The following is a 14,489-nucleotide window of genomic DNA, read 5'->3' on the forward strand; positions in this document are numbered from 1 at the left end:
ATATGAAGAACATTCGTTGGTTTGCTTTTTTAGTTCTGTTTCTACTCGTATTTTCAGAAGAAAGTCACGCCGCATCTTCAAGTTCACATATTCAGTTGAACGGTAAAGATATAAGTGTTGCAAAGGGAGTTCAGATTCAAGAAATAAAGGGTAATGTGTTGGTCCCACTTCGTCTCATTGTGGAGGAATTAGGTTATAAGGTCAATTGGGAATCTAATACAGGTACTGTAACGATACAAAATCAAAATAAGAATCAGAATCTCAGTCTTCAGATTAACAATCCCATTGCCTCTGTTAACGGTAATCAAATGGGGTTAGCAGTAGCTCCATTGCTTACAGGAGGGACAACTTATGTTCCGCTTCGCTTTGTATCTGAGCAGTCGGGGATTGATGTGACCTGGAACAGCAAGCTTAAAACAGTGTTCTTGACTACTCCATCTACTTCAAGCGGGAATAGCGAGTCTTCCCTCGGGAATTCTAGCACTCAGACTGTTACTGATGCAGAAGAGAGTGCACGTGCGGCTATTAACCAAATTAGCTTCACTAATCACCAATTAACCATTGCGGTGAATGGAAAAGTAAGTCCCAAAGTAGCTACGTTAACTCACGCAGACCGTATTGTTGTAGACATACCTGATTCAAAGTTTTCTGGGGATTTTCTATCATCGCAATCTTTTGATAAAGGCGGACAAGGAACTTTTCCAGTTACAGATGATCCGGATGTTTCACAAGTCAGATACTCTATATTTAGTACAAACCCCGCTTCAGTACGTATTGTAGTTGATCTAAATAACAGCACACCTTATCATGTACTAAATTCAAATGACGGTAAGGTTGTTATAGCATTGGATCAGAAAACAGAGGAGGCAGTACCTACCGAGCCTGTTACAGCTATTACGCCAACTGATCCTTCCATTGCTTCCGACGGACATGCTCAGGGGATTGATGTTTCCCACTATAATGGAAATATCGATTGGCAACAAGTGGCGGCAGCAGGTAAGACCTTCGCTTTTATTAAAGCTACCGAAGGGAAAACATATCAAGACAATCTATTTTTAGCAAATGTTCAGGGAGCGAGGGATGCCAACATACTGGTCGGCGCTTATCACTTTTTGAACGCGACAACTACGGATGGCGCTCGTCAGGAAGCTGCTAATTTTGCCAGGGCTATAGAATCAGCAGGGGGCAGGCTAGATCTGCCACCAGTGCTGGATTATGAAAATAACCCAAAAGGTCTTACTCCTGCACAAATTAGTGAAGTGGCTCATGCATTTTTGGATGAAACGGAGAAGCTTACTGGACGCCTGCCGATCGTGTACACGGGAAATGTTTTTGCTTCCAAGTTTGATCCTACATTTTCGATGTATAAACTGTGGGTAGCCAGATACAGCACTACTCAAAAGCCGACTGCAGTTCCAGCCTGGAACAACTGGTGGGCCTGGCAGTACAGTAGCACAGGCAGTGTTCCGGGTATCCGTGGTAATGTGGATTTGAATGAATTCAATGGAACGATAGATCAACTCCGTTCTTCGCTGGCAGGAGATTTTGAATAGCAGAAGCTTGTGACGATCATAAATCCTCGCGAATCCTGTATAGGATCGGCGAGGATTTTTGGTGTCTAATCGTCTAGTTGGGCATAATCCATACGATTTCGCAGATCCGGACAAAGAATTTCTTTCCGTACACATCCAAAATGACATGATCAGGTTTACAGTCCACTACACATCCGTCAATTCTACCGCGTGTGGTCTCCAATACAACATATTTGCCAATGACCGATTTTAATGTTTCTACGACATACGGGTCTACGGGAGTTACCATGATATGATGCGGGGTATGGTGGTGAGGGGGAAAAGGTTGATTCGTACTATAATTGAGCGCTTGGTTCGGATTCAATTGCTTCACTCCTTCAGGATTAATTGTGATATCTTATGCTCCTGCCCAGAAAGGGTGCAGGCGGATGCCCAGTCGACGGAGTGAATCATTTCATTGCCGATAAGCCCGGTCCATAGGAAACCTCTCTACATAAGCTATGATGTACCTTGGAATGAAGGAGGAACTTATCCATGGGTGAATGCGAAAGAGGTTGTGGCGGTCAAGTTGGAGGCTACGGAGGTTGGACATCGACAGGGGCTATCCTGGTACTGTTCATTCTGCTGGTCATCATCACCAAGTCTTTATGGATCTAAATTGAAATGAGCGTATTAAATCCCTCACCGGTGTATAGCTGGTGGGGATTTTAAGCGTTTTAGGAGATTCAAATGACTTGTTTGTATTGTAAAACCCCCAAAATAGCAGCTACCACTCCCTAACGGATGAGTGTCGGGGGTGGTAGTTGTCATAAGAGGTGTCATGGTTTGGTAAGACAGGGCTTGATGGGTGCAGTGGACTTAAATTAAAGCAATCGCCAACAGGGTGAACAGGCTCAAGGTTAAGATTTGATTGCTATATCCATAGCCAGGATAAAAAGCAGACGTCTGAACACGCCCGTTTGATTCTCTTTTTAAGTACACGTTATTGGGATCCACCTTTATGATGGTTCCTTCGTGATATTGTCCGTCCATAGTCAAAATACGTACCCTTCTGTTCATACAGCCCAAGCAGTTGTAATAAGCGTCCATTCAATCACCCCCTCTTGTACATTCGCATTCTATGAGAGGAATGATGTAATGGTAACGGCTAATATACAGGGAGCGGGCATTCCTACGGATTTATGATCATATCAGGGTCAGGTCCATTCATGATAAGGGTTAAAGGCGAAGCCGGGATATCCGGCTGTAGGGGCATAGCTTTTTTCTGGGGCTGGTTGCTGGTGCGGGGAAGTATCGGCAAGTCTCACATGTATTCCCGGTTTTTTGGCCTGCTGTTGCTTGCAGTCATTGGACGGACCGATAATCACAGGCTTTTTGATAGGAGCGAGCGCTTCCTGAATCTTATTCTCATTCAGGCAGTAGGTATGAGCCAGAATATTGCCTGGCGTTAACCGCAAAATGTCGGAGCCGAGAATGAATTCGGGGATGGGGGCATTAAAAATCGCTAACAAATGAGTATCATCCATTGTGGCGACCTCGTAGTGCCACCATCCCTGGGGAACATTAACCACTTGACCAGGTGTGATCGGAAAATGCCGTAACTCGCGGGTAAACGGGTTAATCAGTGACACGGTCACCGAGCCAGATATGCAGTATACCAGCTCTGTGGCATTTTGGTGGTAGTGAGGCTCTATGACGTTGGCTGTGCTCAGGCGAATATCCAGCAGCGATGTATTTACTAACGTATTTAATTGCTGGACCGAAAGCTCGTTAATGGAGTTGTGAGCATCCTTTTGAAACAAAACATTGTCTTTTAAATCATAAGTAAATTGTGCGGAGGGAGAGGAGTAATCCATATATGAATCCACGCGTCGTTCCTGCCTTTCTGCTATTCAAAATTTGATGATCGTACAGCTACCCTATGCATCCGCCCAATGTTGTGTGCAAGGGATAGGGGCACGCGCCAGTCCGTTACGGCTGTCGTTAATTTGTATGCGCAGTCATAGGACCAGAGCCGGATGATACGTAAATGCGGCTTGTGGTATACTGCAACGGACGTATGAGAGCATCTTTGTCCGATTCCGTATGTAGCAACGCGTCATTTCCGTAGCTTGGCATAAGCTATAGCAGAAGAAACATCATCGGATAAACGCCCCTGAGTTGTACAGGCCGGAATGGTTGTGCCGGACAGAACAAGAAAGAGGAGGTTGTCTGGAATATGAAAAAATGTTCTATGTTGGTCCTGTCCTGCGCATGTATGCTGGGCGCTGTGTTGTTGGTTGCGTCAGGACAAGTACAAGCGCAATCGTCAACGCTGACGAATGGAGCTCAGAGTGAGCAGGTGCTGAAGCTTCAACAGCAGCTTCATTCGCTTGGTTATTTTAAAGCCGGTTTTACCGGGTATTACGGCTCTTTGACCGGTAAAGCGGTTGCCCGTTTCCAACGGGACTATGGCCTTACACCCGACGGTGTAGCCGGAGCGGCAACGCAAGCCAAGCTGAATTCCTTCGGTAAGGTGCGTTTAACCGCCCTGGAGCAGCTGGCCCGGATTATTTATGCCGAGGCACGCGGGGAATCTTTTCAAGGGCAGGTAGCCGTGGGCGCGGTCGTATTAAACCGTGTGCAGTCCAATGAATTTCCGAGCTCGATTCCGGACGTTATTTTGCAGCCAGGCCAGTTCACCGCTGTACAGGATGGTCAATACCGCCTGAAACCGAACAAGAGCGCGTATCGTGCGGCAAGACAGGCTCTTAATGGTGTCGATCCGACGAACGGTTCCCTATTTTATTATAATCCGGCCATTGCCACAGCCAAGTGGAGCAAGAGCCGTCCGGCTGTCATCTCACTCGGTCGCCATACGTTTACAAATTAATTCAACATAAGAACACGTAACTCGTCAGCCGCCAGTTGCTTCCTGTAGTCAGGAGCAGTGGCGGTTTTTTTGAACATTCACAAATCTGTAATATATTAGTGCCGATTTATCTAATTTAATATTAATAATTATGAATATTTTTCCTGTAATATTGATAGACAAAAATATGAAATCAAAGGAGTCTTACTGAAATGAGTCAAAATCCTTACAGCATCGAGGTCGATCAAACGATTAAAACGGTACATATGGCGGTGAATGGTGTGTTTAACCAGGCTAAGTATGATAGCTTTGCCAAGGAATATGTATCCAAGATTTCTCTATTCAGGGGGAATTAGAAAAACTGAAAGGTTCTTTTGTACGGTATAAAGAAACCGGGTTTGCCAAAGTGATTTTTGGGATAGCCCGGACGAGATCGGTTTGACGATGTACTTATGCGAATTATGGGGATGCCGCTTGTGCGGTTATTTCTGGAGCGCACAGAAGAGCAAGGTCGTTAGCGTCGTAGCGCAGAAACACTTCAAATTCCTTGGCTTTGCCTTAGGAAAGAACGGAAGTGGCGTGTACATCCGCGTACATCCCCAATCGCTCGTCAAGGCCAAGAAGAAGCTGAAAGAACTGACGAGCCGGAGTCAAGGCAGGAATGCTCGGCAGGTCATGGAGAACGTGAAGGTCTACATTCGTGGCTGGATCGGCTATTTCTATGTAGCCGACATGAAACGAATCCTGCAAAGCTGGAATGAATGGATGCGAAGGCGGATGCGCATGTACATCTGGAAGCGATGGAAGAAGCCGAGAATGAAGGTGCAGAATCTGCAAAAGCTGGGAGTATCGGAGTGGCAGGCTTACCAATGGGGAAATACCCGTTTAGGCTACTGGCGTATTGACGGAAGCGCGATACGGCATCGCTCTGTTACAAACGAAAAGCTCGTACAGGCAGGATATTATGATTTTCCTGCACAATACGAGCGTCTTCTCAATTGTACTTAAACGGTTGAACCGCCGTATACCGAACGGTACGTACGGTGGTGTGAGAGGTCGGCTGCTCAACTAATGGGCAGCCTCCCACTCGATTATACTCATTCAAATGTAATGAGAGATTATTTTTCGCAGGCAATTCCGTCATGATCACGGTCGAGTGCTGAGCGGTAGCCGGGATCATCTTTGTAGAGAGGTGCCTCACCTGCCTTTTTAACAGCTGTACAGTTTTTGTAATAGACGGAACTTTGCGTAGCTGATTTATAGGATTTTTTTGATTTTTTGGCCTCCGCGGTGGGGGCGAATTGAAAAGAAACGCTGAATACTAGAGCCGATGCCAGTGCGATGGAGACGATTTTGGATTGTTTGTTCATCCTTATTCTTCCTTTCTGTTCATGACTATAGTCTGGGTCCTTTATACAAATATGTAGGGGATTAGACTAGTTATAGTCTATCAGAATCAGGAATATTTTTCTATAAAAAAGGATGAGCGGATAGTTTATGGCTATTTGTTTGTGTTTTGTTCGATTGTTTTGTAAAGTTTATACATTGAATTCCTGAGGGGGGCTTATATTGCGGACGTTTAATAGCATGATAGCTGGAAGCGGAAAAATGGGACAACACAAACAGGAGATGAAGAATCATGACAATCGAAAATTTATTTTACGGGGATCGGATTAAACTAGCCGCTGTTAGGGAAGAAGATGCCGAGACGATGTTCAGATGGGGAGAGGATGCGGAGTACCTGCGAAATGTGGATACGGACCTGGCACTTCCTTATACGCTGAAGCAAATGGAATCGGAAGGTTCACCCAGTTCGAATGAAGTTTATTTCCGGTTGAGAACGTTGGCAGATGATGTCCTGATCGGATTTGTTGCCATTCACGGGATTGAGTGGAATAATCGGATCGGTCAGCTGGCGATTGGCATAGGTAATACGGACTACCGTGGGAAGGGATACGGGGCAGAAGCGGTGCGTCTCATCCTTCGTTATGCTTTTTACGAACTAAATTTGAATCGGGTCGGTCTGGATGTTATTGAGTATAATGAACAGGCCATTCGAACCTACGAAAAGGCGGGTTTTCAGCTTGAGGGCAGGGTTCGTTCGGCTGTTCTTCGTGATGGCAACAGTTACGACCGTATTATGATGGGGATGCTGTATTCCGAATGGAATGAAAGCGTTAAAGCTTGATGAATACACAATTTGTTCATAAATTATTCCATAAACAGTCTTTTAACAGGGGCAAAAGAGGTTTATAGTTAAGTTGTCACATACTGAGATACATAGTGTTTTCGGTGTGAGTCAAAGCTGAGGAGGAATTTACATGACAAATGTTGTAAGATCCGTTACTTCACCCAAAAAATTTATTTCTGGCCAGAATCTGCTCTCGTCGTTAAATGACTACATTAAGGATTATGGCGATAAAGCCTTTATTATTTGTGATGAGTTTATACTCGAAAGGGCCCAAAAAGAGGCTGGCGTTTCTATTGAAGAGGCTGGCAATCAGGCGATTTTCGAGAAATTCCAATATGAATGTACTAAAGAAGAAATTGAGCGTAACCGGGAATTGGTGCGTAAGCATGGCGCTAACATCATTATAGGAATCGGCGGCGGGAAAACGCTGGATACCGCTAAGGCAACGGCTTACTATGAAAAGCTGCCTGTCGTTATTTTCCCGACGATTGCTTCTACGGATGCCCCTTGTACAGCCCTTGCGGTCATCTACAAGAAAGACGGCTCCTTTGATGAGTATTTGTTCCTGCCAACCAATCCCGACGTTGTACTTGCAGATACGGGCATTCTGGCATCGGCGCCTGCACGCTTCTTTGCAGCTGGCATCGGCGATGCACTGGCTACTTATTTTGAAGCGCGGGCTTGTTATCAGTCCAACGGAGACAACTTGGTGCTGAACAAGCCTTCCACCACAGGGTTAGGGCTTGCCCGTCTCTGTTATGATATGTTGCTGGAAAACGCCGTGAAAGCCAAGCTCGCGGTGGATCGTAAAGTATACACTCGTGCGGTGGAGGATACCATTGAAGCGACAATTTATCTGAGTGGTGTTGGTGCGGAATCAGGCGGTTTGGCAGCAGCGCATGCGATTCATAATGGCATGACGGCTGTTCCTTCACTGCATAAAGCACAGCATGGCGAGAAGGTCACATTCGGCTTGCTAACTCAGCTGGTACTGGAAAATGCACCGAAAGAGGAACTTGAAACGGTCATCAAATTGGTTAAGGACGTAGGCCTTCCATTGACGCTTCGTGATCTGGGAGTAGAGGAATTTGTTGAGGCTGAATGGCGCCAAGTAGCTGAAGCTGCCTGTGCATCGAATGACACAATGGTCAATATGCCGTTTCCGGTCAGTCCTGCTGACGTGTACAACGCTATCATTGCGGCGAATGCGATTGCAGAATCCTATCAAGGATAGTTTTTACCCTAAAGAACGAAAATCTCTTTTGCAAAAACGGGTCTGTCATATTACTGGCAGGCCCGTTTGGTTTAAACGCGGACTTATATCATATCTTATTCTGACCGATATACATGTAACAGATGAAATTAGGAATGGTTACAGCAGGAGGAGATTTGATGTTGGTACATGGTAAAACACGAAGAGGCAGCTTGTACATCCATATGTCCAGCGGTTTTCACAAAATTGGAGATTATCGGGAAGAATATTCAGTAGCGCCGGGAGATCGACTGATGTCGAGACTGACCAAGCGAATTTATACCATTGTATCTGTGCATCTTGGTGAAGAGGCGTACGCCGATATTGATCTGGAAGAAGTGATGAGAAATAGTTAAAGCACTTGGCTTGGTTAGACCCAAAAAAAGCTTCAATTTCACTCATAGAGCGAAGTTGAAGCTTTTGATATTTCAGCGCAGACCTCCCCCCATTCCGATTGGCTTGCCTTGTGCAAGCTTGAGCAGTCCGGTGTAATATGAGGAATTGTAATCATTGTTGTAAATATCAGCTGCGAGAATATCCTCTCTGTTTATACCCGGAAAAGTTCGACTGTACGGTGTGCTGTATGCGTTCGGTGCATTCGGAGTCCATACCCATAATAGGTTATTCAGATGGTGAACATTAACGAAACGGTCATACATCACATTCCAGAGCTGGGTGTAATTTTGTTGGTTTCCCCACTAGAACCAGTTGCCGTTCATTTCATGATAGGGCCTCCACAAAACAGGCACATCTGCATCTTGTAAGGTTTTGAGGGAGAGTGCAACCTCATCAAGATCGGCAACCAACTGTCGATATTGCGGGGTATCCGGTGTGATGTAACGATTAAATTCCGCCTGACTGAGGTTGTTTTGCACGTTTTTCCACGTTTTCGTTTACCTAGCAACGCCTGATGAAAGGTAATAGCTATCATCCCGCCAGACTGGCTCCACTGGATAGCACTATCCACAACACGCTGACGTTGCTCTTGTAAGGCTGCGTGGGACTGATTGGTTAATTCTCCAAACTCATAGCCATGGAGTTCTGCATATTGTCCGCTGATTTGTTGTAGCTTGTTATTTTGTTCATCCGGTGCCTCCAAATCATCATGCTGCCCGGAGATTAGCGTACTCTCCGGCACATAGTAGCAGTAGCACCCTTTGCAACCAAAAGCGTATTGAGTAAGATTTCATGGCGCTCCTCCTTTGATGACATCATGATGAAATTACATTTTTTCTTTGCTTTTTCTCAGTTGGTTACATGCGCTAATGAGGATTATTAGAAAACTAAAGTAGAACAACAAGTTCGGTTCCTGTGAATACATCCAGTCTTCTACCAGAAGGAAGCTGAAAATCAACACAAGCAAACCCATGGTAAGAACCATTTTGGTTTGCGCTGGACGGCGGCTGCGTTTGGAAATCCAGTGTATGATGCCCAGAACGATGGCTGCTTGAAGTGAAAATATGCCCGTTAACATTAAAGTAGCTAGAAAGATTGGGGACATCGGTATCCTCCTCCTAAATTACAATCAGAATATGCAGGTTGTAACTGGGATGCGGATTCATGGATGCGGATTCATGGATGCGGATTCATAGATGTGAATTCAATACAGGTAAGTAAGTAGTTATAATCTAGTTACAATCATAATTAAGTTGGCTAAATTATACCATAACTACCGTCCTGCAATAAAAGGTGTCAAAAGACCTGCTCTGCCTTGATTCGCCATCGTACGCTATATTCAGTGGGAAAGTTTGATATCATTAAGGTGGTATGGATAAGGAGGCCATTCACATGAATGAAGATAACCGACCGTTTTCTAGCCCTGTAGATGCTGAAGGAGCCAAACCGAATTTTGATGCGAACCAGTGGAATCTTCACTCTGAGGGAGACTCTGGCTTATGGCGTCAGGTCAGCAATCTGCTTGTTCTGGTTGGCGCGATTGCGTTGATTATTATTTTAGGTCGAGTGCTCTAAGGATGGCATCTGAGAAATAAAGCCGAGAAGATTAGCAGAATAGGGATGTGAAATGGTGTTAAAGGCAGCGTTACTTTTTATTCTGGCTGGCATAGCCGAAATTGGGGGAGGGTACTTGGTCTGGCAGTGGCTGCGTGAAGGGAAGACATGGTATGTCGGACTTTGCGGCGGGGTGATTTTGGCTGTCTACGGAGTCATTGCAACATTTCAGGTTTTCTCCTCTTTTGGGCGTGTGTATGCAGCATACGGAGGTGTCTTTATTGTCCTTTCCATTGCATGGGGATGGTGGATTGATAAAAAGGCACCTGATTTGTACGATATCGTGGGTGGATTGATTTGTTTGGTCGGAATAGCAGTAATACTCTTTCCCCGGACTGGAGGATAGGACAAAAAGCCCTTTTTTTATTTTTAGAAAACATGACTATTGATCTACATAAATGAGCTTCATATTCCGAAATAGAACTTAAGGAGGGGGTTCTATGAACCGGAATCAAATGAAGCTTAGATTAAAATTTGGTCATGCTGTACCGAAGAGCGAAGGGAATTTCTCAGTGGGCATCGTGTGGGGAATCCTGATTAGTATTGTGCTTTGGGTTTCGATTATTGGCTGGTTTATGCTTATTTTCAAGTAATCTCTAGAAATAACTGTTTATAAGGTTGCTTGGTCCAATGTTGTTGTTTGAGTAACCCGTGCCTTATGATCCATGCTTTAATCTGTAAAATCGTTACGCAGTTTGTTCAGGCCACGGCCCACAGCTTCATCAAACAAATCTGTAGCAGCAGGAGTGTCGGCATCGAGGTTAGGGATACGATTAAAACCTGGCTCGCGCTGATCTAACGACTGTTCATGTTCGACCTGATCGACGGTGCGATTCTTTTCTTGCCAAATGTTTTCTTTCATAATACATCACACGCTCCTTTACGAGTGCAAGCATACTGTATGCTTTATATAAACATTAACGCTCAAGGCGGCTAAAGCGGCTATAATAATAAAGCCGGGGAGGAAGTAGCTCCCGCCCGGCACTTCCCAAACGACTAGCGATGCTCAATCAGATCAATCGCTCCCAGAACAACATGAGCCAGTCCGAAACCTAGAATGCCTGTAGCCGCAAGCTTGTACTTACTGCTCAGCAACACAGCGCCTGAAGCCGATACTACCGTTCCAAGAACAGTTGGAATCATACCTTCACGCATTCGTAACACCCCTTCTGGTAGTTTGGAAAGACGTTTGTTAGTGTAATTCAAATGCGCCCAAGTTATGCAGAAAAGAAATTTTATTATTTCAGAAAAAAATACTTTACAACTTGATGAAATTGTCGTACTATATGTTGGTACCCATTGAAACGGTATTTACATAGCGAGAGCCATTTTGTACATGAGCTGGATGTTTCTCCGTTACTTGCAAGATAAGTAAGTATGAAAATAGCGTTTCTGAATTTATGCCGGGGTGGCGGAATTGGCAGACGCACAGGACTTAAAATCCTGCGGTAGGTGACTACCGTACCGGTTCGATCCCGGTCCTCGGCATCCTTGATTTATCACGATCACATCAGCGTTAAATAGACGAAAATAACGAGAGGTCCTGTGTACCTGCGGAGTATTCCGTTTTAGATACACAAGATCGACGAAGCGCCTCACCGTTAATATGCGGAGGAGGCGTTTTTGTTTTAGCAAGATTACGAAGTATAAAACCGGGCGCAGATAACCGGACGGACTGGCGCCAGTTACTAACGGAGTTTCAGGCGTATAAGAAACTGGAGGACGGGGTAGGCGAGTTCACGCTAAGTGACTACGATCGAACCGTTAAGCTGCTATTCAAGCGGTTTCCCAACGCGTGGGACTCGGAACAGGCATTGAGGGACGCGGTAATGGAGCACTTGGCGGAGGACATCGCGTCACCAACGTTTAACAATCGACTTGTCTATTTGCGTACATTCTTTAAATATTGCGTAAATGAGGGCGAGCTATCCGCAAACCCGCTCGCAACTATGAAGAAACGCAAGACGGAGAATAGGGCGGTGTCGGTCGAAGTCGACGTGTTAAATGCGTTGTTGGCCGCGCCTAATCAAAGCACGTTTGTCGGCCTGTGTGATTACATGCTTATCCTTCTAATGCTCGATGCCGGTATACGTCCGTCGGAGGGTACGAAGCTAATACCGCAGGATTTTAACGCATCTTTGCGGAAAGTTTACGTACCTGCGAAGGTGGCGAAAGGGCGCGTTGCCCGGACGCTTCCTATATCGGAGACTACAACGAAGGCAATGCGCAAGTTGATATCAGTACGTGTGTCTGAGTGGGGCGATGACGTTCCGATATTCTGCTCGTATGAAGGACGGCCACTAAACCGCCATACGTGGGGTGACCGGATGGAGATTTACTGCAAAAAGATCGGGACGCATATCCGACCGTATGATTTGCGACATGTTTTCGCGTTGGAGTTCTTACGTAACAGGGCGAACGCTTTTGCTACGCAGCGGGCTCTCGGCCACTCTACGATGGAAATGACACGGCGTTATGTGGCGCTTGTAAACGATGATTTAAAAGCGGAACACGCGAAGGCGAGTCCGGTCGATCGGCTATTTAAGAGTACGAAAGCAAAACGGAATACGAAAATATATGGACTACAAAGAGAAAAGAAAGAAAAACATTAAAGAGGCCATAACAGCCGGACACTCTTGTACAATTGACCGCGATGGAGCCGACAGCAACCGGGATAAGTCACTAAAAGGGGTCCCGACCCAAAAAAGGAAATGATCGTGACGAGTGGCCGATGGCAATGTGTGTGTGCTGAGGGTGGCTCAGGTGCAGATATAAAATAGTGATAACCGAGGAGCTGAATCATGGGTAAGTCATCAATTAGATAAGTATGCTGATGGCACAAAAGTAAGATTTATTGTGAAGTAAGAATGAGGGACTCTACTGGTGTTTGACTGGTAGAGTCTTTTTTATATCCAATAAAAAATAAATATGCAAATATATAGATTATATTTATAGATTAGTAAGTTTATGTTTAGACAGGTTTCGTTGAATGATTTACCTTAGTATTTGTTCAATAGAGATTACTTATGGGGAAATAATAGTGAATATGCGATTTATCAAAAAATAGGAATATTGTTCGGGGCTTTTTTACTTGTGGCGGTCAGCCTGTTAAATTCAAATATGTATGCCGCGTCTGTAGGGCAGAGGCTTGCTGGATGAGAAGAAGGATGGCAAAGATATGATGATACTTCACCGTTCCTTCACTATACCGGACGGTGGACGAAAGCAAGACCTTCAGCAGTAGGAAATCATTATAAAGATAATTATAGTTAGACAACTGACATTAAAAATGGAAAACTGAGCTTTGCCTTTTACGGTACTAAATTAAGATATATAGGACAAACATACTCTAACAAAGCAAAGGTAGTTAGAATTAAGATCGACGGAAGTGAAGAAGTTTTCAGACAACAGGGGCCGGATACATATATAATCCTTAACTATGAAAAAATGGGCTTCCATTAGGATATCACAAAGTTGAAGTTTCGTTTGATGATGCCATGTTAATGATTGATGCTATTGATATTGATAAGAGCGGAATGCTTGCAGGTGAAAATATTCCATTGCAATTAGAAGCTTCTGGTGGTGATCGCCAGGTTGCTTTAAATGGGATTCGGTTCAAAACGCTGAAAGCTATACAGTCAAATACGGAACAGAATCGGGTAAGTACACTGAAATGGTAACAGCTACTAAAGATGTATATGGCAACTTTGTAATACCAAACCTGACTAATGGAACGAAATACTACTTTGTTGTGAGTGCTAAAGTTAATGGTGTGGATTCAGAATACCCCAATGAAGCATCTGCAACTCCACAAGGAGGGAGACGATCAAACTGACCTTGAGCAACCTTCAGGTAATCGCGCAATCCTGGTAGTCACCATGACAACTGGATTGGAGAAAGAATTCGATCTAAGCATGAAAGAAGTAAACGACTTTATTACCTGGTATGAGGGCAGGCTGGATCTGGTTCGGCTTCGTACGCTATTAACAAGCATGACAACAATAAAGGTCCATTCAGCAGTCGCAAGGACTACATGCTGTTTGATCGTATCCTAACATTTGAAGTACATGAATACTCTAAATAAACCGAAAAGCTCTGCTAACCTTAATTGGTCTGCAGAGCTTTTAACTGTTCACGCCTCTTATAATGTATCAAGGTATTCTTTCTGGAATTTAATGAAATCTTGCACACTATCGTGATAGGTAAATCTACTGCCATTTTTATCAATAATCCAATTGATCTTCTCGTCATTTAACAAGACTCCATACATGCAGTGATGCAGCAGTTCAATTTGATTTTCATCCCTAATTCGGATCAAGTGTTTTTCTTGTTCGTCAATGAGGTACCATTTCGTTTCTGTTTCATCTAGATCTACATCCGCATCCACATACAGTATTGATACCGACAAGGGGAATGGCCAGTCAAACCAATGTCCTCGCTTGTCTTCTCTATAACCTTCAAATGCCATGGTTATTTCCTCCTACTTGGATAATTTTCTGATTAGTTTAAATGTACGTGCTGCGATTGTACGCTTTATTGAAAACTGTTTTTTGGGAACTCGCAGCTATCCTCAGCCTTTGGCATCTTGGCACCAATGCGGTGAATGACCTGCCGTTTGAGGTTGGCACTGGGAAGAAGGGGACAACAAGAGCG

Annotated in this window: 20 protein-coding genes, 1 tRNA gene and 4 pseudogenes; 16 read left to right on the forward strand and 9 right to left on the reverse strand. The window is 44.6% G+C overall.

Features of this window, described 5'->3' with window-relative positions:
- Nucleotides 1-2 precede the first annotated feature (2 nt).
- Complete coding sequence (locus ACWGOO_RS06265; protein WP_452481921.1) at nt 3-1,553, forward strand: GH25 family lysozyme; 1,551 nt, start codon at nt 3-5, stop codon at nt 1,551-1,553.
- A gap of 73 nt (nt 1,554-1,626) precedes the next feature.
- Here the strand turns inward: ACWGOO_RS06265 and ACWGOO_RS06270 are convergent, their stop codons facing one another.
- The gene (locus ACWGOO_RS06270) at nt 1,627-1,896 is read right to left on the reverse strand and encodes a YuzF family protein (protein WP_452481922.1); all 270 of its coding nucleotides are present in this window, start codon (nt 1,894-1,896) and stop codon (nt 1,627-1,629) included.
- A gap of 170 nt (nt 1,897-2,066) precedes the next feature.
- Between ACWGOO_RS06270 and ACWGOO_RS06275 the strand changes: the two genes are divergently transcribed.
- The gene (locus ACWGOO_RS06275; RefSeq protein WP_014282395.1) at nt 2,067-2,189 is read left to right on the forward strand and encodes a hypothetical protein; all 123 of its coding nucleotides are present in this window, start codon (nt 2,067-2,069) and stop codon (nt 2,187-2,189) included.
- Nucleotides 2,190-2,390: 201 nt separating this feature from the next.
- Here ACWGOO_RS06275 and ACWGOO_RS06280 read toward each other — a convergent pair whose 3' ends face one another.
- Entirely contained in the window at nt 2,391-2,621 is a 231-nt protein-coding gene (locus ACWGOO_RS06280) for a hypothetical protein (protein WP_452481923.1), read from the reverse strand.
- Between the two features lie 107 nt (nt 2,622-2,728).
- Entirely contained in the window at nt 2,729-3,400 is a 672-nt protein-coding gene (locus ACWGOO_RS06285) for a cupin domain-containing protein (RefSeq protein WP_452481924.1), read from the reverse strand.
- Between the two features lie 350 nt (nt 3,401-3,750).
- Between ACWGOO_RS06285 and ACWGOO_RS06290 the strand changes: the two genes are divergently transcribed.
- From ACWGOO_RS06290 to ACWGOO_RS06300, 3 genes are all read left to right on the forward strand, one after another.
- Nucleotides 3,751-4,404 (forward strand): cell wall hydrolase, encoded by a 654-nt coding sequence (locus tag ACWGOO_RS06290; RefSeq protein ID WP_452481925.1) that lies wholly within the window; start codon nt 3,751-3,753, stop codon nt 4,402-4,404.
- Nucleotides 4,405-4,595: 191 nt separating this feature from the next.
- Entirely contained in the window at nt 4,596-4,739 is a 144-nt protein-coding gene (locus ACWGOO_RS06295; protein ID WP_452481926.1) for a hypothetical protein, read from the forward strand.
- 88 nt (nt 4,740-4,827) lie between these two features.
- On the forward strand, nt 4,828-5,391 hold the full coding sequence (locus ACWGOO_RS06300; RefSeq protein ID WP_452481927.1) for a group II intron maturase-specific domain-containing protein: 564 nt from the start codon (nt 4,828-4,830) through the stop codon (nt 5,389-5,391).
- A gap of 110 nt (nt 5,392-5,501) precedes the next feature.
- Here the strand turns inward: ACWGOO_RS06300 and ACWGOO_RS06305 are convergent.
- Nucleotides 5,502-5,669: pseudogene (locus ACWGOO_RS06305) on the reverse strand (excalibur calcium-binding domain-containing protein); the annotation flags it as partial.
- A gap of 353 nt (nt 5,670-6,022) precedes the next feature.
- Here ACWGOO_RS06305 and ACWGOO_RS06310 point away from each other — a divergent pair.
- The 3 genes from ACWGOO_RS06310 to ACWGOO_RS06320 all read left to right on the forward strand — a co-directional run bounded on the left by ACWGOO_RS06310 (nt 6,023) and on the right by ACWGOO_RS06320 (nt 8,182).
- Nucleotides 6,023-6,571 (forward strand): GNAT family N-acetyltransferase, encoded by a 549-nt coding sequence (locus ACWGOO_RS06310; RefSeq protein WP_452481928.1) that lies wholly within the window; start codon nt 6,023-6,025, stop codon nt 6,569-6,571.
- Between the two features lie 133 nt (nt 6,572-6,704).
- Entirely contained in the window at nt 6,705-7,808 is a 1,104-nt protein-coding gene (locus tag ACWGOO_RS06315) for a glycerol dehydrogenase (protein WP_452481929.1), read from the forward strand.
- Between the two features lie 158 nt (nt 7,809-7,966).
- Nucleotides 7,967-8,182, forward strand: coding sequence for a hypothetical protein (locus ACWGOO_RS06320; RefSeq protein WP_452481930.1), 216 nt, complete (start codon nt 7,967-7,969; stop codon nt 8,180-8,182).
- Nucleotides 8,183-8,269: 87 nt separating this feature from the next.
- Here ACWGOO_RS06320 and ACWGOO_RS06325 read toward each other — a convergent pair.
- Together ACWGOO_RS06325 and ACWGOO_RS06330 are read right to left on the reverse strand one after the other, a co-directional pair.
- Nucleotides 8,270-9,016: pseudogene (locus tag ACWGOO_RS06325) on the reverse strand (glycosyl hydrolase); the annotation flags it as partial.
- Between the two features lie 32 nt (nt 9,017-9,048).
- Entirely contained in the window at nt 9,049-9,327 is a 279-nt protein-coding gene (locus tag ACWGOO_RS06330) for a hypothetical protein (RefSeq protein ID WP_452481931.1), read from the reverse strand.
- Nucleotides 9,328-9,614: 287 nt separating this feature from the next.
- Between ACWGOO_RS06330 and ACWGOO_RS06335 the strand changes: the two genes are divergently transcribed.
- The 3 genes from ACWGOO_RS06335 to ACWGOO_RS06345 all read left to right on the forward strand — a co-directional run bounded on the left by ACWGOO_RS06335 (nt 9,615) and on the right by ACWGOO_RS06345 (nt 10,429).
- The gene (locus ACWGOO_RS06335) at nt 9,615-9,797 is read left to right on the forward strand and encodes a hypothetical protein (RefSeq protein ID WP_452481932.1); all 183 of its coding nucleotides are present in this window, start codon (nt 9,615-9,617) and stop codon (nt 9,795-9,797) included.
- A gap of 55 nt (nt 9,798-9,852) precedes the next feature.
- A complete protein-coding gene (locus tag ACWGOO_RS06340) occupies nt 9,853-10,182 on the forward strand; it encodes a YnfA family protein (RefSeq protein WP_452482047.1) in 330 nt (109 codons plus the stop codon).
- Between the two features lie 94 nt (nt 10,183-10,276).
- Nucleotides 10,277-10,429 carry a hypothetical protein gene (locus tag ACWGOO_RS06345; RefSeq protein ID WP_452481933.1) on the forward strand — a complete coding sequence of 51 codons (153 nt, stop codon included), beginning with the start codon at nt 10,277-10,279 and terminating at the stop codon, nt 10,427-10,429.
- A 77-nt stretch (nt 10,430-10,506) separates the two neighbouring features.
- Here the strand turns inward: ACWGOO_RS06345 and ACWGOO_RS06350 are convergent, their stop codons facing one another.
- Both ACWGOO_RS06350 and ACWGOO_RS06355 read right to left on the reverse strand, forming a co-directional pair.
- Nucleotides 10,507-10,698, reverse strand: coding sequence for a hypothetical protein (locus tag ACWGOO_RS06350; RefSeq protein ID WP_452481934.1), 192 nt, complete (start codon nt 10,696-10,698; stop codon nt 10,507-10,509).
- 134 nt (nt 10,699-10,832) lie between these two features.
- On the reverse strand, nt 10,833-10,991 hold the full coding sequence (locus ACWGOO_RS06355; RefSeq protein ID WP_013371953.1) for a hypothetical protein: 159 nt from the start codon (nt 10,989-10,991) through the stop codon (nt 10,833-10,835).
- 247 nt (nt 10,992-11,238) lie between these two features.
- On the opposite strand from ACWGOO_RS06355, the gene ACWGOO_RS06360 reads away from it, so the two are divergent.
- The 5 genes and pseudogenes from ACWGOO_RS06360 to ACWGOO_RS06380 form a co-directional block, all read left to right on the forward strand.
- Nucleotides 11,239-11,324 (forward strand) — tRNA-Leu (locus ACWGOO_RS06360).
- Nucleotides 11,325-11,665: 341 nt separating this feature from the next.
- A complete protein-coding gene (locus ACWGOO_RS06365; protein WP_452481935.1) occupies nt 11,666-12,448 on the forward strand; it encodes a tyrosine-type recombinase/integrase in 783 nt (260 codons plus the stop codon).
- Nucleotides 12,438-12,701: pseudogene (locus ACWGOO_RS06370) on the forward strand (NucA/NucB deoxyribonuclease domain-containing protein); the annotation flags it as partial. The gene ACWGOO_RS06365 and the pseudogene ACWGOO_RS06370, both read left to right, overlap by 11 nt.
- 632 nt (nt 12,702-13,333) lie before the next feature.
- Entirely contained in the window at nt 13,334-13,516 is a 183-nt protein-coding gene (locus ACWGOO_RS06375; RefSeq protein ID WP_452481936.1) for a hypothetical protein, read from the forward strand.
- A 144-nt stretch (nt 13,517-13,660) separates the two neighbouring features.
- A pseudogene (locus ACWGOO_RS06380) lies at nt 13,661-13,920 on the forward strand (fibronectin type III domain-containing protein); the annotation flags it as partial.
- A gap of 57 nt (nt 13,921-13,977) precedes the next feature.
- Here ACWGOO_RS06380 and ACWGOO_RS06385 read toward each other — a convergent pair.
- Nucleotides 13,978-14,304, reverse strand: a complete 327-nt coding sequence (locus ACWGOO_RS06385) for a hypothetical protein (protein ID WP_452481937.1) — start codon at nt 14,302-14,304, stop codon at nt 13,978-13,980.
- Between the last annotated feature and the right edge of the window lie 185 nt (nt 14,305-14,489).

The organism is Paenibacillus sp. NPDC055715 (assembly GCF_053617595.1).